Here is a 21,606-nt window from a genome sequence, read left to right on the forward strand (position 1 = left end):
AGTCACGGTGGTGATTCCCTTCGCGGACAATGTTGACCACTCACCGTGGCATCGATGATCGGCTCAGCGGTACAGCCGATCAGTGAAATCCGGGATCCACGAGCGGGTTTCAGCCGACCGTCACGGGGTGCCGCACCACCGCGCCGAACAGGTAGCCGAACCGGTTGAACGGCACCTCCCGGGGCTGGGTCGCGCCGGTGCTGTCGGTGGCCTCGGCCAGCAGTGTGTACGGGCCCGGCCGCTCCGGCCGCCAGGCGAAGGTCCACGGCAGCCACGCCTGGTCCCGGCTCAGTCGACGGGGATGCGCGGGTCGCCAGCTCGCGCCGCCGTCGGTGCTGATCCGGACCCCGCGCACCCGCCCGGCGCCCGACCAGGAACGCCCGGTCAGCAGGTGCGTCCGCCCCACGGCCAGCCGGGCCTCGCGCGGCAGCTCGAAGGCGCTCTTGGTGACCTGGTTGGTCAGCGGCGCGCTGCCCTCCTCCGGGTAGCTCGGGCCGAACAGGCGGTAGAACTGGGTGTTCCACGGCGAGAACAGCGGCCGGTCCGCCACCTCGATCTCGCCCACCCACTTGATGCTGGAGATCCCGGTCCAGTTCGGCACGATCAGCCGCACCGGGAATCCGTGGTCGGGCGGCAGCGGTTCGCCGTTCATCTCATACGCGAGCAGGGTGTCCTGCAACGCCTTGGCCACCGGCAGCGGTCGGCGCACCCGGCCCAGGTTGACTGGCCCTTCCACGAACTCCGGGTCCAGGCCGCTGGGCAGCACGTCCACCGCGGCCCCGGTCAGTCCGGCCCGTTCCAGCACCGTGGCCAGCCGCACGCCGCGCCAGCGGGCCACGCCGACACCGCCCAGCGTCCACGGGGTGCCGGGGGCGGGGGTGCCCTGCTGGGAGCCGTAGAAGCTACGGCCGTTGCCCGCGCACTCGACGAAGGCGGTGCTCGACTCGGCGGGCATCCCGAGCAGGTCCTCGTAGCTGAACTCGACCGGCCGGTCCCGGCCCGGCGCGCCGTGCAGGCCGGTGCCGAACAGCCGGAGCCGCCAGCTGCGCGCGTCGATCAGCGGGGTGCTGGTGTGGTTGCGCACGAAGAACCGGTCGGTGGGCACCAGGTGGCCCTGACCCCTCATGGCCTCCCAGCGCATCTCGGCATTGGTGCCGTGCGGGATGAACAGCTCGGGCGGCAACGGCTTGACGATGGTGACCCGGCGCTCGGCCGCGGCGGCCAGGGGGCCGGCGGGCGCGGACAACGCCGCGGCGGCACCCAGGCCGGCGGTCAGCCGGAGCAGTCCGCGGCGGGACAGACCCGCCAGCCGCTGCCGGTCGTAGGCCGTCTCGTCCGTCAGGTCGCGATAGGACATTGGCCCAGTATTGGCTGGTCCGGGGCCTGAAAAGGGTAGTTGCCTCCAGGGCTACCCGATCGAGCCGACTCCGGGGAGAAGTGCGAGATCCGTCGTGGCGCACAATCGGTGCACTGTGACGGCGAGGAACGGGGTGCGGGTGCGGCGGGTGGTCGAGGTGGTCGGCATCGGGGCGGGCGATCCCGGGCAGATCACGGTGGAGGCGGTGGACGCGCTGCGGCGCGCCGATGTGGTGTTCTTCCTGGACAAGGCCGGGCAGGCGCGCGAACTCTCGGACCTGCGCCAGGTCATCCTGGACACGCACGTGCCCGGCGGCGGGTACCGGGTGGCGCGGGTGGACGATCCGCAACGGCGGCGCGACGAGGACGGCTACGTCGAAGCGGTGGCGGACTGGCGGGCCCGGCGGATCGAGCTGTGCGCCCGGATGATCGCCGAGCACCTGGGTCCGGAGCAGACCGGGGCGTTCCTGGTCTGGGGCGATCCCGCGCTCTACGACAGCATTATCGCGGTGGTCGAGGGGGTGCTGGCCCACGGCGCGGACTTCGAAGTGCGGGTGCGGCCCGGCATCAGCAGCCTGTCCGCGCTGGCCGCCCGGCACCGGATCACCTTCAACCAGATCGCCGGTGCGGTGCAGATCACCACCGGACGTCGACTGGCCGACGGCTGGCCCGAGGGCGTCGACGACGTGCTGGTGATGCTGGACGCGCACAACACCTTCCTGAAACACCTGGACGAACCGGGCGCGACCATCCACTGGGGCGCCTACGTGGGCACCGCGGACGAGATCCTGATCGCCGGTCCGCTGGCCGAGGTCGCTGAACAGATCGTGGCCAGCAGGCAACGCGCCCGCGACGCCAAGGGTTGGATCATGGACAGCTATCTGCTGCGCCGTTCTGCCGGTGGGTCCTAAGGAAAATCCCAGATCCTGAGCGTTGCTCCCGCGGTGCGCTACGCTCGCGGGGCTGGTGGTTCGCCCGGCCGTGGAACGGCTTGGCGAGGCAAGAGGGAACCCGGTGCGAATCCGGGACTGCCCCGCAGCGGTGAACGGGAACGAAAGCCGTCATCAAGCACTGCGCGCGAGCGTGGGAAGCGACGGCCGGTAGGAGCGAGCACGGCGCCCGTGAGTCCGAAGACCTGCCACTGGTCCGTGAGCCCGCCGGGTTCGCGGTGGTCCGGAAGCCTCTCGGGTGGGCTTGTGCGGACGCGGCTTCGTGCCGCCCGCCGGCGTGCCCTGGGATCAATCCGGACTCCTGCACGCTCGCGAGGAGAGAGCTTGTGACCAGCGGTATCGGCGCCACCGTCCTGGGCTATCCGCGGATCGGTCCGCGCCGGGAACTCAAGCGCGCGGTGGAGCAGTACTGGGCGGGCCGCATCGGCCGCGACGCCCTGCTCGCCACCGCCAAGGAGTTGCGCACTTCCACCTGGCTGGAACTGCATGACGCGGGACTGGATTCGGTCCCCTCCAACACGTTCTCCTTCTACGACCAGGTGCTCGACACCGCCGCCCTGGTCGGCGCGGTCCCGGCACGCTTCCGCCAGGACCACGACCTGGACACCTACTTCGCCGCCGCGCGGGGCACCGACGAGGTGCCGCCGCTGGAGATGACGAAGTGGTTCGACACCAACTACCACTACCTGGTGCCCGAGATCGACCAGGACACCGTGTTCTTCCTGGCCGGCGGCAAGCCGATCGAGGAGTACCGGGAGGCCAAGGCGCTGGGGGTGGACACCCGCCCGGTGCTGCTCGGCCCGGTCACCTTCCTGTTGCTGGCCAAGGGCGCTGACCCGCTGGCCCGGCTGGACGACCTCCTTGCCGTCTACGTCGAGCTGCTCGGCGCGCTGGCCGCCGAGGGCGTGGCCTGGGTGCAGTTCGACGAGCCCGCCTTCGCCGCGGACCGCACCGAGGAGGAGCTGGCCGCGCTCGGCCGCGCCTACGACCGCCTCGCCGCGGTGCCGAACCGGCCGAAGCTGCTGGTCACCGGCTTCTACGGGTCACTGGGCCCGGCGCTGCCGGTGCTGGCCGGGACCGCGGTGGAGGCCATCGCGGTCGACCTGGTGGCCGGGAGCACCGAGGGCATCGCCAGCGTGCCGGCGTTGCAGGGCAAGACCCTGGTCGCCGGGGTGATCGACGGCCGCAACGTGTGGCGGGCGGACCTGCGTCAGGCGCTGGCCAAGGCGGTCTCGCTGGCGGGCGCGGCCAAGGAGGTCGTGGTCGGCACCTCGTCCACGCTGCTGCACGTGCCCTATGACCTGGACGCCGAGACCGGTCTGGAGCCGGCGGTCCGCTCGCGGCTGGCCTTCGCCCGGCAGAAGGTGCGCGAGGTCGTGCTGCTGGGCCGGGCGCTGCGTGAGGGCGCCACCGGCGAGTGGGCCGAGCAGGCCGTGCAGGCCACCGCCGAGCCGCGGCGCGATGACGCGGTGCGGGCCAAGGTGGCGGCCCTGCAGCCCGCGGACCGCCTGCGCGCGCCCTACGCCGAGCGCGCGGCCGCCCAGGACGCGTTGCTGGGCCTGCCGCCGCTGGCCACCACCACCATCGGTTCCTTCCCGCAGACCGGCGAGATCCGCACCGCGCGGGCCGGGCTGCGCACCGGGGACCTCACCCAGGCGCAGTACGACGAGCGGATGCGCGCCGAGATCGCCCGGGTGATCAAGCTCCAGGAGGACATCGGCCTGGACGTGCTGGTGCACGGTGAGCCCGAGCGCAACGACATGGTGCAGTACTTCGCCGAGCACCTGGACGGCTTCGCCACCACCGAACTCGGCTGGGTGCAGTCCTACGGCTCGCGCTGCGTGCGGCCGCCGATCATCCACGGCGACGTCACCCGGCCGAAGCCGATCACCGTGGACTGGGCCACCTACGCGCAGTCGCTGACTGGTAAGCCGGTCAAGGGCATGCTGACCGGCCCGGTGACCATCCTGGCCTGGTCCTTCGTCCGCGACGACCAGCCGCTGGGCCGGACCGCCGACCAGGTGGCGCTGGCGCTGCGGGAGGAGATCGCCGACCTGGAGGCCGCCGGCATCCGGATCATCCAGGTCGACGAGCCCGCGCTGCGCGAGCTGCTGCCGCTGCACGCGGCCGACCAGCCGGAGTACCTGGAGTGGTCGGTGGGCTCCTTCCAGCTCGCCGTCGCCGGGGCCGCGGTGGGCACCCAGATCCACACCCACCTGTGCTACTCGGAGTTCAGCGAGGTCATCGACGCCATCGACGGTCTCGGCGCGGACGTGACCACCATCGAGGCCGCCCGGTCCAAGATGGAGGTGCTGGAAGACCTGCGCGCCACCGGTTTCAGCCGCGGCGTCGGTCCGGGTGTCTACGACATTCACTCCCCGCGGGTGCCCGGCCAGGACGAGGTCACCGACCTGGTCGCGGCCGCGGCCGCCGCGGTGCCGCCCAAGCGGCTGTGGATCAACCCGGACTGCGGGCTGAAGACCCGCGGTTACGCCGAGGTCGAGCCCGCCCTGCGGCACCTGGTCACCGCGGCCCGCAAGGTCCGCGAAACCCTGGCCTGACAAGGAAAAGCGGGTGGTGCGCGGGGGAGACATCCCGCGCACCACCCGCCGCCGTGTTGGCCGTTGTCGTACGGTGTATTGGCCGTTGTGGACGGTGCGTTGGCCGACAGGCGTACCAGTTCGGCCAAGACTGGGTACAACAACGGCCAACACGCTGGTGCGGTGGGGCTAGACGGGTGGGGGCTGCACCGCGGCATCGCGCACGGCGAGGTGCGCGGCGTAGGCCGTGGTGGTGAAGAAGGACGGTGGCCACTCGGCCAGCGCGTTCGCGGTGAACAGCGCGCGCACCGCGTCCCGGCGTTCCGGCCGGATCTCCAGCAATTCCTTGTCCAGCATGGCCTGCACCAGTTCCTCGCTGACCATGCCGCCCTCGGCCAGCGGGGTGATGTGGTACAGCCACTGCCACACCTGGCAGCGCGCGATCTCGGCGGTGGCCGCGTCCTCCATCAGGCCCCCGATCGAGGCCGCCCCTGTCCCGTCCAGCCAGGCCTGGAAGTACTGCGCCGCAACGGAGATGTTGCCGCGCAGCCCGGCCTCGGTGACCCGGCCCGGGGTGTGGTCCACGGCCAGCAACTCGGTCGCGGTGACCGTGACGTCCAGGCGCTGCCGGTCCAGCTGGTCGGGCTGGTCGAACGCCTTCGCGCACACCGGGACCAGGCCGGGGTGGGCCACCCAGGAGCCGTCGAAGCCGTCCCCCGCTTCACGTTCCTTGTCCTCGCGCACCTTCTCCAGCACCATGGTGTTGGATTCGGCGTCCCGGCTGGGGATGAACGCGGCCATGCCGCCGATGGCGTGCGCGCCGCGTTCGTGGCAGGTGCGCACCAGCAGTTCAGTGTAGGCGCGCATGAACGGCACCGTCATGGTCACCTGGCCGCGGTCGGGCAGCACGAACTCCGGGCGGTGGCCGAAGTTCTTGATGACGCTGAAGATGTAGTCCCAGCGGCCCGCGTTGAGCCCGGCGCTGTGCTCGCGCAGCTCGTAGAGGATCTCCGCCATCTCGAAGGCCGCGGTGCTGGTCTCGATCAGCACGGTGGCCCGGATGGTGCCGGCCGGGATGCCGAGTTCCCTTTGGGCGTAAAGGAAAACGTCGTTCCACAGCCGGGCTTCGAGGTGGCTCTCCAGCTTGGGCAGGTAGAAGTACGGGCCGTGCCCGCGCTCGATCTGCCGCTGGCCGCAGTGGAAGAGGTAGAGGCCGAAGTCGAGCAGGCTGGCCGAGATCGGCCTGCCCTCCACCACCACGTGCTTGTCCACCAGGTGCCAGCCACGCGGCCGCACCACAATGGTGGCCACCTCTTCGGCCAGCGCGTAGTGCTTGCCGCCCTCGGCGGTGAAGTCGATCCGCCGCTCGATCGCGTCGATCAGGTTCAGCTGCCCGGTCACGATATTGGACCAGGTGGGCGCGGTGGCGTCCTCGAAATCGGCCATCCACACCTTCGCGCCGGAGTTGAGCGCGTTGATCGCCATCTTCCGCTCCGGCGGCCCGGTGATCTCCACCCGGCGGTCGCGCAGTCCCGGCGCGGGCGGTGCCACCCGCCAGGTCGGGTCCTCGCGGATGGCGCGGGTCTCCGGCAGGAAGTCGGGCAGCCCGCCCTCGGCGAAGAACTCCCGCCGTTCCCGCCGCGCGGCGAGCAGTTCGGCGCGGCGGCCGGCGAACCGGTCGTCCAGCCGCACCACGAACTCGATCGCCTCCGGGGTCAGGACCTCCTCGAACCGCTCGCCGCGCGGGCCGGTGAGCTGGACTCTGCTGGGCACGATGCCTCCTCTGCGGTCGCTGGGACGGGACTCAGGCGAACTGGGCGGCTTCGGTGGACTCGGCCAGCGCGGTGGTCGAGGCTGCCGGGTTGATCGCGGTGCTGACCAGGTCGAAGTAGCCGGTGCCGACCTCGCGCTGGTGCTTGGTCGCGGTGTAGCCCTCGGCCTCGGCGGCGAACTCGCGCTCCTGCAACTCCACGTAGGCGGTCATGCCGGTGGCCGCGTATCCCTTGGCCAGGTCGAACATGGAGTGGTTGAGCGCGTGGAAACCGGCCAGGGTGATGAACTGGAACTTGAAGCCCATGTGGCCGAGTTCGCGCTGGAACTTCGCGATGGTGGCGTCGTCCAGGTGCCGCCGCCAGTTGAAGGAGGGCGAGCAGTTGTAGGCCAGCAGCTGGTCCGGGTACTGCGACTTGATCGCCTCGGCGAAGCGGCGGGCCACCTCCAGGTCCGGAGTGCCGGTCTCCATCCACAGCAGGTCGGCGTGCGGGGCGTAAGCCAGACCGCGGGCGATGCAGGGCTCGATCCCGTTGCGCACCCGGTAAAAGCCCTCCGCGGTGCGCTCGCCGGTGACATAGGGCTGGTCCCGCTCGTCCACGTCACTGGTGATCAGGGTGGCGGCCTCGGCGTCGGTGCGGGCGATCACCAGCGTGGGCACGTCCGCGATGTCGGCGGCCAGCCGGGCGGAGGTCAGCGTGCGCACGTGCTGGCCGGTGGGGATGAGCACCTTGCCACCGAGGTGGCCGCACTTCTTCTCCGAGGCGAGCTGGTCCTCCCAGTGCACACCGGCCGCGCCGGCCGCGATCATGCCCTTCATCAGCTCGAAGGCGTTGAGCGGGCCGCCGAAACCGGCCTCGGCGTCGGCCACGATCGGGGCCAGCCAGTGCGGTGCGCCCGGCTCGTTCTCGGCGTGGCTGATCTGGTCGGCGCGCAGCAGCGCGTTGTTGATCCGGCGCACCACCTGCGGCACCGAGTTGGCCGGGTACAGGCTCTGGTCCGGGTAGGTCTGGCCGGACAGGTTGGCATCCGCGGCGACCTGCCAGCCGGAGAGGTAGATGGCCTTGAGCCCGGCCCGGACCTGCTGCACCGCCTGGTTGCCGGTCAGCGCGCCCAGGGAGTTGATGTAGTCCTCGGTGTGCAGCAGCTCCCACAGCCGCTGCGCGCCCAGCCGGGCCAGGGTGTGCTCCTCGACCACGCTGCCGCGCAGCCGGACCACGTCCTCGGCGGTGTGCGTGCGCTCGATACCGGCCCAGCGGGGGTCGGTGGCCCAGTTCTCCGCAATCTGCTTCGCGCTCAACATGGTCAGGACATTGGCAGGAATTCACCGCACCGGTCGAGACCCGCAACCTGCCAATTTCTGAAAATCTTCAACGGCGATTTTGCGAATCTTGCGAATTCGAGAATTAGCCACAATGCCCTAGGGTGGTCATCACTGGAGGTGCGGGATGGCCAAGACCTTCGTCGGCGGCAGGGTGCGCAGGCTCCGCGAGGAGCGCGGGCTGAACCAGGTCGACCTGGCCCGCTCGCTGGGCATCTCGCCGAGTTACCTCAACCAGATCGAGCACGACTCCCGGCCACTGACCGTGCCGGTGCTGCTCAAGATCACCGAGACCTTCGGTGTGGACGCCTCCTTCTTCGCCGCCCAGGACTCCGCCCGGCTGTTCGCCGAACTGCGCGAGGCCCTCTCCTCGACCGACGTTTCAGCCGATGACCTGCGGGAACTCGCCACCACCCGGCCTGAACTGGCCAAGGCGGTGATCGCGTTGCACCGGCGCAACCAGCACCTCGACGAGCAGCTCGGCCTGCTCGCCGGAGACCGCGCGGTCGAGTCGGTGATCGGCGCGCACGAGCGGGTCCGCGACTTCTTCTACACCTACGCCAACCACTTCCCTGACCTGGACGACGCGGCCGAGCAGGTGGCCGGGGTGATCGGCATCCGGCCCGGCGAGGTGCGGGCCGCGCTGACCGCCAGACTGGCCGACAAGCACGGTGTGCACGTGCGCACCATGGTGGGTGATGTAGCTCATAAGGGTTCGGCTGGTGAATTGCACCACTTTGATCCGGCCACCCGGACACTGAGTCTTTCGCTGAACATGCGACCGGGTCAGCAGGCTTTCCGGATGGCCACCCAAATCGCGTTACTGGAATTCGGCGACGCCCTCGATGCCATTGTCCGGGACAGCGCCGAGCCGGAAGGCCCGGTCCGCTCGCTGATCCGGGTCGGGCTGGCCCGCTACGCCGCGGCCGCGCTGGTCATGCCCTACCGCGCCTTCCATCAGACCGCGGAGCGGCTGCGCTACGACATCGAACTGCTGGCCGACCACTTCGCCATGGGCTTCGAGACCATCTGCCACCGGCTGACCACCCTGCAACGGCCCGGCGCGCGCGGGGTGCCGTTCTCCTTCGTGCGGGTGGACCGGGCAGGCAACGTGTCCAAACGCCAGTCCGCCACCGGTTTCCACTTCTCCAGGGCAGGCGGCACGTGTCCACTGTGGAGTGTCTACAGCGCGTTCTCCGCGCCGGGCCGGGTGATCACCCAGGTGGCCGCGATGCCGGATGGCCAGCGCTACTTCTGGGTGGCGCGCACGGTGTCCCGCAGCCGCGGCGGTTATGCCAGTCCCGGCAAGTCCTTCGCGGTCGGCCTGGGCTGCGAGATCCGGCACGCGGGGCGTCTGGTGTACTCGGCGGGCACCGACCTGGACGACGCGGCCGCGGCCACCCCGATCGGCCCCGGCTGCCAGACCTGCGACCGGCCGCTGTGCCCGCAACGCTCGTCCCCGCCGATCGGCAAACCGTTGCGGGTGGACGAGAATCGGAGCACGTTCGTGCCGTATCCACTGCAACCGTTCCGGGAGGGATCGCGGTGACTGAGCCACGAGGTGTGCTGGTGACGGGGGCGTCCCGGGGCATCGGCCGCGCGGTCGCACTGGCCTTCGCCCGCGCGGGCGAGCGGGTGGCCGTGCACAGCACCCGGGTCCACGAGGAGGCCGAAGCCACCCTGGCCGCCCTGCCCGGCACCGGCCACGCCCTGGTCACCGGCGACCTGGCCGATCCCGCTGCGGCGGCCCGGATCGCCGCCGACGCGATCGCGGCGCTGGGCCGGGTGGACGTCCTGGTCAACAACGCCGGCGTGGCCCCCACCGCCGAGAATCGCCACGCCCCAGCCGAAGTCGGGTACGAAGACTGGGTCGCCACCTGGCAGCACATGGTCCAGGTCAACCTGCTCGGCGCCGCCAACGTCACCTGGGCGGTGGCCCGCCACCTCATCGACCGCGGCGCCCCCGGCAGCATCGTCAACATCGGCTCCCGCGGCGCCTACCGCGGCGAACCCACCCACCCCGCCTACGCCGCCACCAAAGCCGCCCTGCACGCCCTGGGCCAGTCCCTGGCCATCGCCCTGGCCCCACACCACATCGCGGTGACCTCAGTGGCCCCCGGCTTCATCGCCACCGAACGCCAGCAAGCCAAACTCGCCGCCGCCACCGGCGAAGCCCTCCGCCAGGAAAGCCCTTTCGGCCGGGTCGGCACCCCCGAGGAAGTCGCCCACACCGTCCTCCACCTGGCCGACCCGGCATCGGCCTGGACCTCCGGCACCGTCATCGACCTCAACGGCGCCTCCCACCTCCGCCCCTGACCCGCTGGATTCCGGCCACAAGCGCTGCCAGGCAGCCTAGGATCCCCGCATGCAACCCGGCATGGTGATCGCGAACAGGTATCGGCTGGAGCGCGTCATCGGCGCGGGTGGCATGGGAGTCGTCTGGCAGGCGACTGACCTGGAGTTGCGCCGGGAGGTGGCGCTCAAGGTCGGCGAGAGCGAGCAGTTGCGCCGGGAGGCCCGGATCGGGGCCGGGCTTCAGCATCCGAATGTGATCGCCGTGCACGATGTGGCCGAGCAGGACGGCCAGCGCTGGCTGGTGCTGGAGTACCTGCCCTCCCGCAGCCTGGCCGAGATCCTGCACGCGGACGGTCCGGTGTCCGCGCGCTTGGCGGCCAGGATCGGCGGGCAGATCGCGGACGCGCTGGTGGCCATGCACGAGCGGAACATGGTGCACCGGGACATCACCCCGGCGAACGTGCTGGTCACCGCCGAGGGCGTGGCCAAGCTGACCGATCTGGGCATCGCGAGCTGGTCCCAGGTGACCCGCACCGGCAGCGCCCAGGTGGCTGGCACGGACGGGTTCCTGGCCCCGGAAGTGCTCGCCGGTGGGTTCGCCACGCCCGCGATCGACCTGTACGCGCTGGGCGCGACCCTGTCCGCCGCGGTCGAGGGGCTGCCCGCGACCGGGCCGGGCCGCGCGCTGACCAAGGTGCTGGCCGAGTTGACCAACCCGGATCCGCAGCTCCGCCCCTCCGCCGCGCGGGCCAGGGAGCTGTTCCGCAAGGCCGCCGCTGACCTGCCCCGCCGCCGGAAACTCCTGGTCACGGTCAGCGTCGGCCTGGTGGCGGTCACCGCGGCGGCCATCGCACTGGTGCCGGACTGGGGCGCCGTGCCGCAGCAGACCACCACCGCGGCCGCGGGTGCCACCCTGCCGGCCTTGAACGCGGCCTTCGTCGGCGACCCGCGCACCGTCGAAGCCTGCGGGCTGGTGGATCCCCGCGAGCTGGACCAGTTCGGCGCGACCAGGTTCGCGGCCGAGCGCGGGCCGTTCAACGCCTGCCTGCTGCACACCATGCTGCGCGCGAACCTGGAGGTGGATCTGTACGTCCGGCTGGAAACCGGTCCGGACGTCGACTCCTTCGAGGTGCCGCGGCCACCCGTGCCGGTCGCCACCGAACCGGTGCCGGTGCGCGAGGAGCCCAACGGCGATCAGTGCCGGCGGATCGTGTACCTGCCGGGCGGGTACCGGGTGGTGATCTCCGCCTGGCAGAACAAGCCCCCGCCGGAGCTGTGCCGGATGGCCGAGGCCCTGGTGCCGGGTGTGCTCGCCGCCTACCACCGCGGTCCGCTCCCCCGCCGCGTCACGCGGCCCGGATCCCTGGCCGCGCGCACCGCCTGCGACCTGCTGCCGGCCGAGAAGCTCACCGGTCCGTTCGGCACCAGCCAGATCACCCGCGAACCCGGCCTTGGCGGCTGGAGCTGCTTCTGGAAGGCGCCCGGCGACGACCCGGCGGTGCAGGTCAACTTCTACCGCACCGACCCGCCCGAGGACGGCCAGGTGCGCACGATCGCCGGTCACGAGGTGGTGCTGCTGCCGGAAGGGGCCGGGGACAACAAGTGCCTGGCCTCGATCACTGTCCGGCGCGACCCGATCGAGCGGATCGAGATCCTCTGGCGCAGTGCCCAGCCCTCGGCCCAGCGCTGCGCCGCGGTGACCGCGCTGGCCACCACGATCGCGGAAAGCCTGCGCTGACCCGAGCTGCCGGACCGGCAGTGCGGTGACCCCAGCCACTCGCGCCACGGTATACAGACGCCTGCATACGGTATACGTTTAAGTTCGACGGCGTGGCGAACGGAGGCTGGCGTCACATGTACACGGTCACCAACCCGGCAACGGGTGAACTGGTCGAGCAGATTGCCAACGCGTCCGATGAGGAGGTGCTGGCGGCCATCGAGCGAGTCCACCAGGGCTTCGCGGCGTGGCGGCGGCGGCCAGTGCGGGAACGGGCCGGCATCGTGCTGCGGGCGGCGGAACTCTTCGCCGAGCGGGCCGAGGAACTGGCCGCGATCATGACGCTGGAGATGGGCAAACGGGTCGGCGAGGGCCTCGGCGAGGTCGGCGTGGTCGTGGACATCTTCACCTACTACGGCGAACACGGGCCGAAACTGATCGAGGATGAGCCCCTCGCCATCCGCGGTGGCGAGGCGGTGATCTCCAAGGAGCCGCTGGGCGCGCTGCTGGGCGTGATGCCGTGGAACTTCCCCTGCTACCAGGTGGCGCGGTTCGTGGCGCCGAACCTGGTGCTGGGCAACACGATCCTGCTCAAACATGCCTCGATCTGCCCGCGGTCCGCGGTGGCCATCGAGGAGATCCTGCGCGCGGCGGGCGTCCCGGACGATGTCTACGTGAACACCTTCGCCGCCAGTCGGCAGGTGCCGGCGATCCTGGCCGATCCGCGGATCCAGGGCGTGTCGCTGACCGGCAGTGAGCAGGCCGGGATCTCGGTGGCCGCGGAGGCCGGGCGCAACCTGAAGAAGGCGGTGCTGGAGCTGGGCGGCGCCGATCCGCTGATCGTGCTGGACACCGCCGATCTGGACGAGACCGTGCGGGCCACCGCGACCGCCCGGATGCGCAACTGCGGGCAGTCCTGCAACGCGCCCAAGCGCATGATCGTGCTGGCCGACCTCTACGACGACTTCGTGGACCGGATCAGCAAGCGGGTGGCCGAGTTCTACCTCCCCGGCGACCCGGCCGACCCGGCGACCAAACTGCCACCGCTGGCCTCGGTCGCGGCGGCGGACGAGGTGGCCGGGCAGATCGAGAAGGCGGTCCAGCAGGGCGCGACGCTGCGTGCCGGTGGACACCGGGTGCCGGGGCCGGGGGCCTTCCTGGAGGCGACCGTGCTCACCGATGTGACACCGGAGATGGACGCCTACCGGGAGGAGATCTTCGGGCCGGTGGTGCTGGTGTTCAAGGCCGAGACCGAGGAGGAGGCGATCGCGATCGCCAACGACTCGCCGTTCGGGCTGGGCGCGAGCGTGTGGGGCACCGACCCGGTGCGGTTGCGCCGGGTCGCGGCGCGGATCGAGGCCGGCATGGTCTACCTGAACAGCGCGGGCGGCTCGCAGGCGGACCTGCCCTTCGGCGGCATCAAGCGCTCCGGCATGGGGCGCGAACTGGGGCCGGCCGGAATCGAGGAGTTCATGAACAAGAAGTCGCTCCGGCTGTAGTGCCAACGGTTCTCCGGCTCCGGTCGCCGACGTGGTCTCGTCGGCGACCGGAGCCGGAGTCATGTCCCGCAGATCGCGTGATCGACCAGCCGGTCGGCCGCCGCATCCTCGGCCCGGGTGCCGCCGTCCAGCGAGCGGGACACGATCACGCTGGTCCGGCCGTCCTCGGTGACCGCGTTGCCGGTGAGGAAACCGGAGGTGCCCCCGGCGTGCGACCAGACCCAGGTACCGCAGCCGAGTTGCTGCCGCGCCATGCCCAGCCCGAACTCGTACCCGGGCCTGCCCACCGGGACCGTGGTCTTCATCTTCGCCAGCTGGGCAGGCGGCAGCAGTCGCGCACCCAGCAGCGCCCGCCAGAACCGGCCGAGGTCCGCGGTGGTGGAGACGATCTCCGCGGCCGCGCCGACCCAGCCGAGGCTGATCTCGGTGCTGCGGAACAGGTTCCCGGTTCCGGTGTCCTTGGTGTAGCCCTCCGCGTGCGGCCGCGGCAGGTGCGGCGAGTCCCCCGGTAGCGAGGTGTGCCGCAGTCCCAGCGGCTCAATGATCCGCTGCCGCACCTCGGTCCGCCAGGACTGCCCGGTGACCTGCTGCACGATCATCCCGGCCAGCACGTAGTTCACGTTGGCGTACCCCCATGCCTTGCCGGGCTCGAAGAGCGGCGGGTTCCGGACACCGCGGGCCACCACCTCCTCCGGTGGCAGGCGCAGGAACTGGTGCGCGCGGAACCCCTGCTCGGTGGTCAGTTCCCCTTCCACCTGGTGCGGGTAGTCGTAGAGGCCGCTGTTGTGCTGCAACAACTGCCGGATACTGATCTTGTTCCCGTCGTTGCCGTTGCCCTGCACCAGGCCGGGCAACCACTGCTGCACACTGTCCACAAGGGACAGACGTCCTTCGGCTTCGAGCTGGAGCAGCACGACCGCGACGAAGGTCTTGGTGTTGCTGCCGATCCGGAAGTGCCCGTCCACCGGCACCGGCGCCCGCCGTCCCAGCACCGCGGTCCCACTGGCACCGGCGAAGCGGCCGGTCGGCGACACCACCCTGGCCTGCACGCCGACCGCACCCGCGTCCCGGATCGCGTCCAGGTCCTGCCGCAACACCGACCGCCCGTTCCCGGCGGCCTGTGCCGGACCGGCCGCCAGCGCCGCGGTCAGCACCGCGATCGCCAGCGCACTCCACTTCGTCCTGCCACGCATGAACAGTTCCACTCCCCTGCCTCGGTCAACGGCACCGACGGTAGGCGGCCGGCGTCGTCCGGTCGCTGCGGTGGACTGCCGTCTCCGGGGTGGGGACAGCCCTACCTACCGATCGGTCGGGACAGGTGCACGGGCTCCAGCGACCGCAGGAACTCCCTGGCGTCGAACAACTCCCCCGCGGTGACCGCGCCGACCGGCGTGACCGCGTCACTCAGCAGCCGGGCGACCGCACCGGCCGCCAGCGGTCCGCTGACCCCGTAGATGTCCTGCCCGGACGCGCTCGCCCGCCGCTGCTCGCCGTCCCGGCTGACCACCACGTCCATCTGGAAGGTCTGCGCGGACCGGCCCAGTTCGTCGACCGGGACCGGCGGCGGCGTGGCCGGATCCTTGATGTCGGCCAGCGCGCCAGTGCTGATGTGCACGGTGATCCGCGGCGTGCGCAGGTGGTGCGCGATGGTCACCTGGTCGGCGCTGGACATCTCGGTGAGCTGCTGCTCGCCGATCGGGTCCGGGAACGTCCAGTTCAGCGTGCTCCGGATGCTGGGCGGCGGGACGAACCGGCCATCGACGTAGACCACGTGGTTGCCCGCGTTGCGGGCGCCGGTGCGGCGGCTGCCCACGGTGGGCAGCCAGCTGTCCAGCGCGATGGCGATCTGCACGTCGTCGGCCTCGGTCCAGTCCGCCGCGGCCGCGGTGGCCAGCAGATCGCCGAGCCCGCCGTAGAAGGCCATCGCGGGCACCACCGCGACTCCGGCCCGCCGGGCCGGTTCGTCAAAGCGCGCCAGCAGGTCCAGGGTCACCGCCTGCTCGGCGGCGACGTCGACGTAGTGCGCGCCGGCCCGGATCGCGGCCTCGACCACCGGCACGGCGGTGTCGATGAACGGCCCGGCGCAGTTGACCACCGCCGCCACCCCGGCGAAGGCCCGGTCCAGCGAGTCCGGGTCGTCGACGTCGGCCACCAGCGGCGGCTGCGCGAGTCCCAGCGCCAGCAATCGTTCCCGGTCCCGGCCGACCGGGATCGGGGTAAAGCCCAGCTCGCTCAGCTGGGTCAGGACGAATTTCGCGGTGTGCCCGTAGGCCCCCATGACCGCGATCAGCTTGTTGTCGATGCTCACGGGACCAATCCTGATCGTCCGCCGCCTCGCGCACGAGTGTCTGATTCGACAACATCCGTACACTTTCGGACATGCGTTCCGTCGTACTGGCCCTCTATGAGGGAGCCATGCTGTTCGAGGCCGCCACCGCGATCGAGGTCTTCGGCGTCGATCACGGCGCCCTGGCCAGTCCCTGGTACGACTTCACCGTCTGCGGCCCGAAAGCGAGTCAGCTCGGCGCGGTGGCCCGGGTGCCCAGCAGCACCGGCTTCGCCCCGGTCCGCACCGCGCACACGGTGATCATCCCGGCCTACCACGACATCGACCGCGACCCACCCGCCGACATCGTCAACGCCCTGCGCGCCGCGCACGCCCGCGGCGCCCGCATCGTCTCGCTGTGCACCGGCTCCTTCGTGCTCGCCGCCGCCGGCCTGCTCGACGGCCGCCGGGTCACCACCCACTGGGCGCACGCCGAACAACTCGCCCGCCGCTACCCGGAGATCACCGTCGACGCCGAGGTCCTCTACGTCGACGACCACCCGTTCCTGTCCTCCGCGGGCAAGGCCGCCTGCATGGACCTGTCCCTGCACATCGTCCGCACCGACTACGGCGCGAGCACCGCCAACGCGCTGGCCCGCAGCCTGGTCGTGCCCCCGCACCGGGCAGGCGGCCAGGCCCAGTTCATCACCGCCCCCGCCCCACCCGACGGCACCCACCTGCAGGACCTGATGCGCTGGGCCACCGAACACCTCGACCAGCCCCTCACCGTCGGGGACCTGGCCGCCCGCGCCAGCATGAGCACCCGCAACCTGGCCCGCCACTTCATCGCCACCACCGGCAGCACCCCGCTGCGCTGGCTGCACAACCAGCGCGTGCACCGGGCACAGGAGCTGCTGGAGACGACGGACGCGAGCGTGGAGGCGATCGCGGAACGAACCGGAATGGGGACAGCGGCAACCCTGCGCAGACACTTCAACCAGACGGTCGGCGTCGCACCAGACACCTACCGCCGAACCTTCCGCGGCCGACAGAGCACGCCACATCCGGCCTAGGCAAGCCCCACCCACCACCGAGTTGGCCGTTCCGGACGGCGAGTTGGGCCAACTGGTACGCCCGTTTTGCCCAAGCGGGCGTACCAGTTGGCCCAAGTGGATCACGCCGCCGATTCGCCAGCAGCGTCGTCCTACGGTGTGTTGGCCGAGTGGGCGTACCAGTTCGGCCAACACCGTGTACGACAACGGCCAACACGCCGGTGTCCTCAGTGGACGGACGACATTCGGCGCCGTCCGGTCGGCGGTGCACCGCGGGCATTCGCCGCGCCACACTGGGATTCATGACCACTCACGTCTGGGACTACCTGCCGGAGTTCGAGCGCGAACGGGCCGACATCCTCGACGCGGTCGACACCGTCTTCCGCTCCGGCCAGCTGATCCTGGGTGCCAGCGTGCGCGGTTTCGAGCAGGAATTCGCCGCCTACCACGGCATAAAACACTGCGTGGCCCTGGACAACGGCACCAACGCGGTCACACTCGCCCTCCAGTCCCTCGGCGTCGGCCCCGGCGACGAGGTGATCACCGTCGCGAACACCGCCGCCCCCACGGTCGTCGCCATCGACGGCACCGGCGCCACACCGGTCTTCGTGGACGTCCGCCCCGCCGACTACCTGATGGACACCACCCAGGTAACCGAGGCGATCACCCCGCGTACCAAGGCAATCGTGCCCGTGCACCTGTACGGCCAATGCGTGGACCTGGCCCCACTCCGGGCACTCGCCGCCGAGCACGGCCTGCTGATCGTGGAGGACTGTGCCCAGTCCCACGGCGCCCGCCACCACGGCGAACTCGCGGGCTCACTCGGCGACGCGGCCGCGTTCTCCTTCTACCCCACCAAAGTCCTCGGCGCCTACGGTGACGGCGGCGCGGTGCTCACCAACAGTGCCACGGCGGACCGGAACCTGCGCCGATTGCGGTACTACGGCATGGAACACGGCTACTACGTGACCGAGGTCCCCGGCCACAACAGCCGACTCGACGAGGTGCAGGCGGAAATCCTGCGCCGCAAACTACGCCGCCTGGACGACTACATCGCGGCACGGCAACGGGTGGCCCGGCGGTACGAGGAAGCGCTCGCCGACCTCGCCGCACCGGGTGGACTGGAACTGCCCGCCGTCACCCCGGGCAACGAGCACGTGCACTACCTCTACGTCGTGCGCCACCCGCAGCGCGAAACGATCCTGGAACGCCTGCGGGAGCAGGACATCGCGCTCAACGTGAGTTACCGGTGGCCGGTGCACCTCATGTCCGGGTTCGCGCATCTGGGCTACGCCAAGGGATCCCTGCCGGTGACCGAGCGACTTGCCGGGGAGATCTTCTCGTTGCCGATGTACCCCTCGTTGCCCACCGGCTTGCAGGACAAGGTGATCGGCGCGTTGCGGGCGGTGCTCGGCTCGCTGTGAGCGCAAAAATGCGATAGCCGGGATAGTTTTTCCGGCAAGGACATGGGCGTCCGTTTTGGGGGATTGATCCCTCTGCCGGGTCTGGCTAGCGTGGGTTCATGCGTGCACCCGCGGAGCAGCCCGCGATCCAGGCAGTGGATCTGGTCAAGGAATTCGACGGGAAACGGGCCGTGGACGGGGTGAGCTTCGCGGTGCCACCGGGCCGGGTGCTCGGGCTGCTCGGGCCCAACGGGGCGGGCAAGACCACCACCGTGCGGATGATGACCACGTTGCTGCGGCCCACTTCGGGCACCGCGCGGATCGCCGGGTACGACGTGCTGACCCAGCCGGATGAGGTGCGCCGCCGGATGGGCGTGATCGCGCAGTCCACCACGGTGGACGAGATCCTCTCCGGCCGGGAGAACCTGCGCATGATCGGCAGCCTGTACGGCATCACCGGCAAACGGCTGGCGGCCCAGGTGGACGCGTTGCTGGCGCAGTTCCTGTTGACCGACGCGGCCGATCGCGCGGTCAAGACCTACTCCGGCGGGATGCGGCGGCGGCTGGACCTGGCCGCGGGCCTGCTCGCCTCGCCACCGGTGCTGTTCCTGGACGAGCCGACCACCGGACTGGACCCGCGCAGTCGCCTCGAACTCTGGGATGTGTTGCGGGAACTGGTCCGCGGCGGCACCACGCTGCTGCTCACCACCCAGTACCTGGAGGAGGTGGACCGGCTCGCGGACGAGATCGTGGTGATGGACCACGGCCGGATCGTGGCCACCGGCACGCCGCTCCAGCTCAAGGACCGGGCCGGGAGTTCCGCGCTGGAGGTGATCGTGGCCAATCAAGGTGATGTGGCCGCGGCGGCGGAACTGATCCGCACCCAGCGCGGCGAGGTCTTCCGGGACGAGGGCACCGGCAGGCTCACCGCCCCCGCCGAGAGCATCGACGACCTCATCCGGCTGGCCACCGCACTGGCCGAGCAGGGCATCGCGGTGGACGACATCGCGCTGGCCCGGCCCACCCTGGACGACGTCTTCCTCAGCCTGACCGGCCACCGCGCCGAACCGGTGGCCAGTCAGGCCGAACAGTGACCCACCCGCCGCCGAGTTGGCCCAAGTCGTACGCCGAGTTGGCCCTACTGGGCCTCCCAGTTGGGCCAACTCGACCGGGTCAGCGCTCGGTGCGGCGGTAGTAGGCGCGCAGCGACAGCGGCGCGAACACCGCGATGATCAGGGCGGACCAGAGCAGGATGGACAGGATCGGGTAGTGCAGCGGGAGTTGGGCGTCGGCCGGTGCCAACCCGCCATTGCCCCACAACTCCCGCAGGGACTGGACGAGTGACGACACCGGGTTCCACTCGGCGATGGCGCGGATCCAGGATGGCATCGGCTCGGTGGGCACGAAGGAGTTGGCCAGGAAGGTGAACGGGAACAGCGAGGCGAACAGCAGGCCCTCCACCGATTCCGCGGTCCGCATTACCGAGCCGACCAGGATGCCCACCCACACCATCGCGAAGCCGAACAGCAGCACCAGCGCGAAACCGGCCAGCCCGCTGAGCGGATCGGTGTTGACCCGCCAGCCGATGATCAGGCCGGTGATCGCCACGATGACCACCGCGATCGACTCGTGCGCCAGCCCGGTGACCGAACGGCCGACCAGCACCGCCGAGCGGGCGATCGGCAGGGAGCGGAATCGGTCGATGATGCCCTTCTCGATGTCCCCGGTGATGCCGGTGGCGACAATGAACGCGGCGAAGGCGATTGTCTGCGCAATGATTCCGGGCAGCATCCAGCCGCGGTAGTCGAATCCGCCGGGCACCGTGATGGAGGCGCCGAAGACGAAGGCGAACAACAGCACGAAGACAATCGGCTGGGCGGTGACATCGATCAGCATCTCCGGCATGCGCCGGGTGTGGGTCGCGCTGCGTTTGACCATGATGGCGATCTGCCGCGGATAGGACACCCGGAACGCGGCCGGGTCGAGCCGCGGGGTGTCGGCGGTGGGTGAGACGGTCGTCATCAATCCTCCCGATTGACTTCGTGCTGACGTGCGGACGCGCTGGTCAGAGCTGGACTCCCGCGCTGTTCACGACCGCGAGGAGGGTGCGCGCCGAGACGTTCACATAATGCGGGTGCTGGGCCAATGCGGTGAGCTGCCCCGGAGTTACCCAGAAAAATCCGGGTGGCGCGTCAACGTCTGCGTCGATCACGAGATACCTGCTCTCCGCATGGCGGAACCGGCCACCTTCCTCGGAGTGCACGGCCGCATACCGGACCTGTCCCAGCTCCGCCGATTGGACGATATCGAGAAATGCCGGCCGTTCACCAGGGGGTAGGTGCCGATAGTTCGCCGGGATGCATTGCACGGTGGGGCCGAGTTCGACGGTGGTGGCGAATCCGCCCTCCACCCTGGCCCTGGCCAACAGGTGCGGCACCCCGCTCAGCCGCCGGGTGAGGAAGGCGACCACGCCCCGCCCGACCGGCTCCAGCAAGGGCTGGGTCCAGGCGGGCACCTCGCGGTTGCTCGCCTCCACCGCGTAGGCCCTCACCCGGAAGTAGCGGCCGTGCTCGTGCTCGATCGCGTGCGTGTCCCGCCGCCAGCCCGCGACCCGCGCCAGCGGAATCAGGTCAGTGCGGACCTGGTGCCGGGATCGCTCGCGGCCGAACCAGGAACGCACCTGGGCGTCGGAGTGCAGGGCGGTACTGCCGGAGTGCACCGGCGCGCAGCCGAGCACGGTGCGGGCGTCCATGTTGACCACGTTGTCCCGCCGCAACAACTCGCCGAGCTGGCCCAGGGTCAGCCAGCGGAAGTCCTCGTGTGGCGGCACCTCGGCGGTGGTCTCCACGATCACGTTCTGGTTGGCCTTGCGCAGGAACCAGGCGCCGTGCTCGGACTGGAGCACATCGGTGACCACGGTGCCCGCGCGAGGCTGCCGGAAGTGCTCCAGGAACCGCACCGGCGCGCCCTGGTGCACCCGGGTGTAGTTGCTGCGGGTGGCCTGCACGGTCGGCGCCAGCTGCACCAGGTTCGGGTTGCCCGGCTCCATCTTGGCCTGGGTGAGGAAGTGCAGCACCCCGTCGAACTCCTTGACCAGGAAGCCGAGGATGCCGATCTCCGGCTGGTCGATGATCGGCTGCTGCCACTCCGGGAAGTGCCCCTGCTCGGTGCGCACGTGCAGTCCGGCGACCCGGAAGAACCGGCCGCTGCGGTGGCTCAGGTCGCCCGAACCGGGTTGGAAGGACCAGCCCTCCAGGGCGGCGAACGGGATCTCGCCGACCCGGTACCGGTTGGCCAGCACCCGGGCCCGCAGCCAGCCGCTGACCTCCTCGGTGCGCAGGCAGGCGCCCGCGCCGATGACCGCGGCGGACCGGGCCAGCCGCGCGGCCAGCCTGCCGTCCTCGCGCAGCTGCAAACCGGCCGCGGTCACCGCGATC

Annotated in this window: 16 protein-coding genes and 1 riboswitch; of the genes, 9 read left to right on the forward strand and 7 right to left on the reverse strand. The window is 70.7% G+C overall.

Features of this window, described 5'->3' with window-relative positions; all coding sequences use genetic code 11:
- Positions 1-109: 109 nt before the first annotated feature.
- A complete protein-coding gene (locus MZC64_RS42605; RefSeq protein WP_247765180.1) occupies positions 110-1,357 on the reverse strand; it encodes a sulfite oxidase in 1,248 nt (415 codons plus the stop codon).
- Between the two features lie 115 nt (positions 1,358-1,472).
- Here MZC64_RS42605 and cobF point away from each other — a divergent pair, with 115 nt between their 5' ends.
- Complete coding sequence (gene cobF, locus MZC64_RS42610; protein WP_247765181.1) at positions 1,473-2,267, forward strand: precorrin-6A synthase (deacetylating); 795 nt, start codon at positions 1,473-1,475, stop codon at positions 2,265-2,267.
- Positions 2,268-2,306: 39 nt separating this feature from the next.
- Positions 2,307-2,514, forward strand: a riboswitch (cobalamin riboswitch).
- 118 nt (positions 2,515-2,632) lie between these two features.
- Positions 2,633-4,867: a 5-methyltetrahydropteroyltriglutamate--homocysteine S-methyltransferase gene (gene metE / locus MZC64_RS42615; RefSeq protein WP_247765182.1), complete on the forward strand. Its 2,235-nt coding sequence runs from the start codon at positions 2,633-2,635 to the stop codon at positions 4,865-4,867.
- 168 nt (positions 4,868-5,035) lie between these two features.
- On the opposite strand, the gene aceB is transcribed toward metE, so the two are convergent.
- Both aceB and aceA read right to left on the reverse strand, forming a co-directional pair.
- On the reverse strand, positions 5,036-6,619 hold the full coding sequence (gene aceB, locus MZC64_RS42620; RefSeq protein WP_247765183.1) for a malate synthase A: 1,584 nt from the start codon (positions 6,617-6,619) through the stop codon (positions 5,036-5,038).
- A gap of 31 nt (positions 6,620-6,650) precedes the next feature.
- Positions 6,651-7,919: an isocitrate lyase gene (gene aceA / locus MZC64_RS42625; protein WP_247765184.1), complete on the reverse strand. Its 1,269-nt coding sequence runs from the start codon at positions 7,917-7,919 to the stop codon at positions 6,651-6,653.
- Between the two features lie 145 nt (positions 7,920-8,064).
- On the opposite strand from aceA, the gene MZC64_RS42630 reads away from it, so the two are divergent.
- The 4 genes from MZC64_RS42630 to MZC64_RS42645 all read left to right on the forward strand — a co-directional run bounded on the left by MZC64_RS42630 (position 8,065) and on the right by MZC64_RS42645 (position 13,448).
- The gene (locus MZC64_RS42630) at positions 8,065-9,486 is read left to right on the forward strand and encodes a short-chain fatty acyl-CoA regulator family protein (RefSeq protein WP_247765185.1); all 1,422 of its coding nucleotides are present in this window, start codon (positions 8,065-8,067) and stop codon (positions 9,484-9,486) included.
- A gap of 20 nt (positions 9,487-9,506) precedes the next feature.
- Positions 9,507-10,253 (forward strand): SDR family oxidoreductase, encoded by a 747-nt coding sequence (locus tag MZC64_RS42635; protein WP_247765186.1) that lies wholly within the window; start codon positions 9,507-9,509, stop codon positions 10,251-10,253.
- A gap of 49 nt (positions 10,254-10,302) precedes the next feature.
- The gene (locus MZC64_RS42640; protein WP_247765187.1) at positions 10,303-11,970 is read left to right on the forward strand and encodes a serine/threonine-protein kinase; all 1,668 of its coding nucleotides are present in this window, start codon (positions 10,303-10,305) and stop codon (positions 11,968-11,970) included.
- A 116-nt stretch (positions 11,971-12,086) separates the two neighbouring features.
- The gene (locus MZC64_RS42645; RefSeq protein ID WP_247765188.1) at positions 12,087-13,448 is read left to right on the forward strand and encodes an NAD-dependent succinate-semialdehyde dehydrogenase; all 1,362 of its coding nucleotides are present in this window, start codon (positions 12,087-12,089) and stop codon (positions 13,446-13,448) included.
- A 59-nt stretch (positions 13,449-13,507) separates the two neighbouring features.
- Here the strand turns inward: MZC64_RS42645 and MZC64_RS42650 are convergent, their stop codons facing one another.
- Together MZC64_RS42650 and MZC64_RS42655 are read right to left on the reverse strand one after the other, a co-directional pair.
- Positions 13,508-14,641, reverse strand: a complete 1,134-nt coding sequence (locus MZC64_RS42650) for a serine hydrolase (protein WP_247765189.1) — start codon at positions 14,639-14,641, stop codon at positions 13,508-13,510.
- A 101-nt stretch (positions 14,642-14,742) separates the two neighbouring features.
- Entirely contained in the window at positions 14,743-15,756 is a 1,014-nt protein-coding gene (locus MZC64_RS42655) for a saccharopine dehydrogenase NADP-binding domain-containing protein (protein WP_247765190.1), read from the reverse strand.
- Positions 15,757-15,827: 71 nt separating this feature from the next.
- Here MZC64_RS42655 and MZC64_RS42660 point away from each other — a divergent pair, with 71 nt between their 5' ends.
- From MZC64_RS42660 to MZC64_RS42670, 3 genes are all read left to right on the forward strand, one after another.
- Positions 15,828-16,787, forward strand: a complete 960-nt coding sequence (locus tag MZC64_RS42660) for a helix-turn-helix domain-containing protein (protein ID WP_247765191.1) — start codon at positions 15,828-15,830, stop codon at positions 16,785-16,787.
- Positions 16,788-17,068: 281 nt separating this feature from the next.
- The gene (locus MZC64_RS42665; protein WP_247765192.1) at positions 17,069-18,190 is read left to right on the forward strand and encodes a DegT/DnrJ/EryC1/StrS aminotransferase family protein; all 1,122 of its coding nucleotides are present in this window, start codon (positions 17,069-17,071) and stop codon (positions 18,188-18,190) included.
- A 98-nt stretch (positions 18,191-18,288) separates the two neighbouring features.
- Positions 18,289-19,263: an ATP-binding cassette domain-containing protein gene (locus MZC64_RS42670; protein WP_247765193.1), complete on the forward strand. Its 975-nt coding sequence runs from the start codon at positions 18,289-18,291 to the stop codon at positions 19,261-19,263.
- Positions 19,264-19,342: 79 nt separating this feature from the next.
- Here the strand turns inward: MZC64_RS42670 and MZC64_RS42675 are convergent, their stop codons facing one another.
- Together MZC64_RS42675 and MZC64_RS42680 are read right to left on the reverse strand one after the other, a co-directional pair.
- Positions 19,343-20,191, reverse strand: a complete 849-nt coding sequence (locus MZC64_RS42675) for an ABC transporter permease (RefSeq protein ID WP_247765194.1) — start codon at positions 20,189-20,191, stop codon at positions 19,343-19,345.
- Positions 20,192-20,234: 43 nt separating this feature from the next.
- Positions 20,235-21,599 carry an NDP-hexose 2,3-dehydratase family protein gene (locus tag MZC64_RS42680; RefSeq protein WP_247765195.1) on the reverse strand — a complete coding sequence of 455 codons (1,365 nt, stop codon included), beginning with the start codon at positions 21,597-21,599 and terminating at the stop codon, positions 20,235-20,237.
- Positions 21,600-21,606 lie beyond the last annotated feature (7 nt).

The sequence above is a fragment of the Crossiella sp. S99.2 genome (assembly GCF_023094165.1).
Classification (GTDB): Bacteria; Actinomycetota; Actinomycetes; order Mycobacteriales; family Pseudonocardiaceae; genus Crossiella.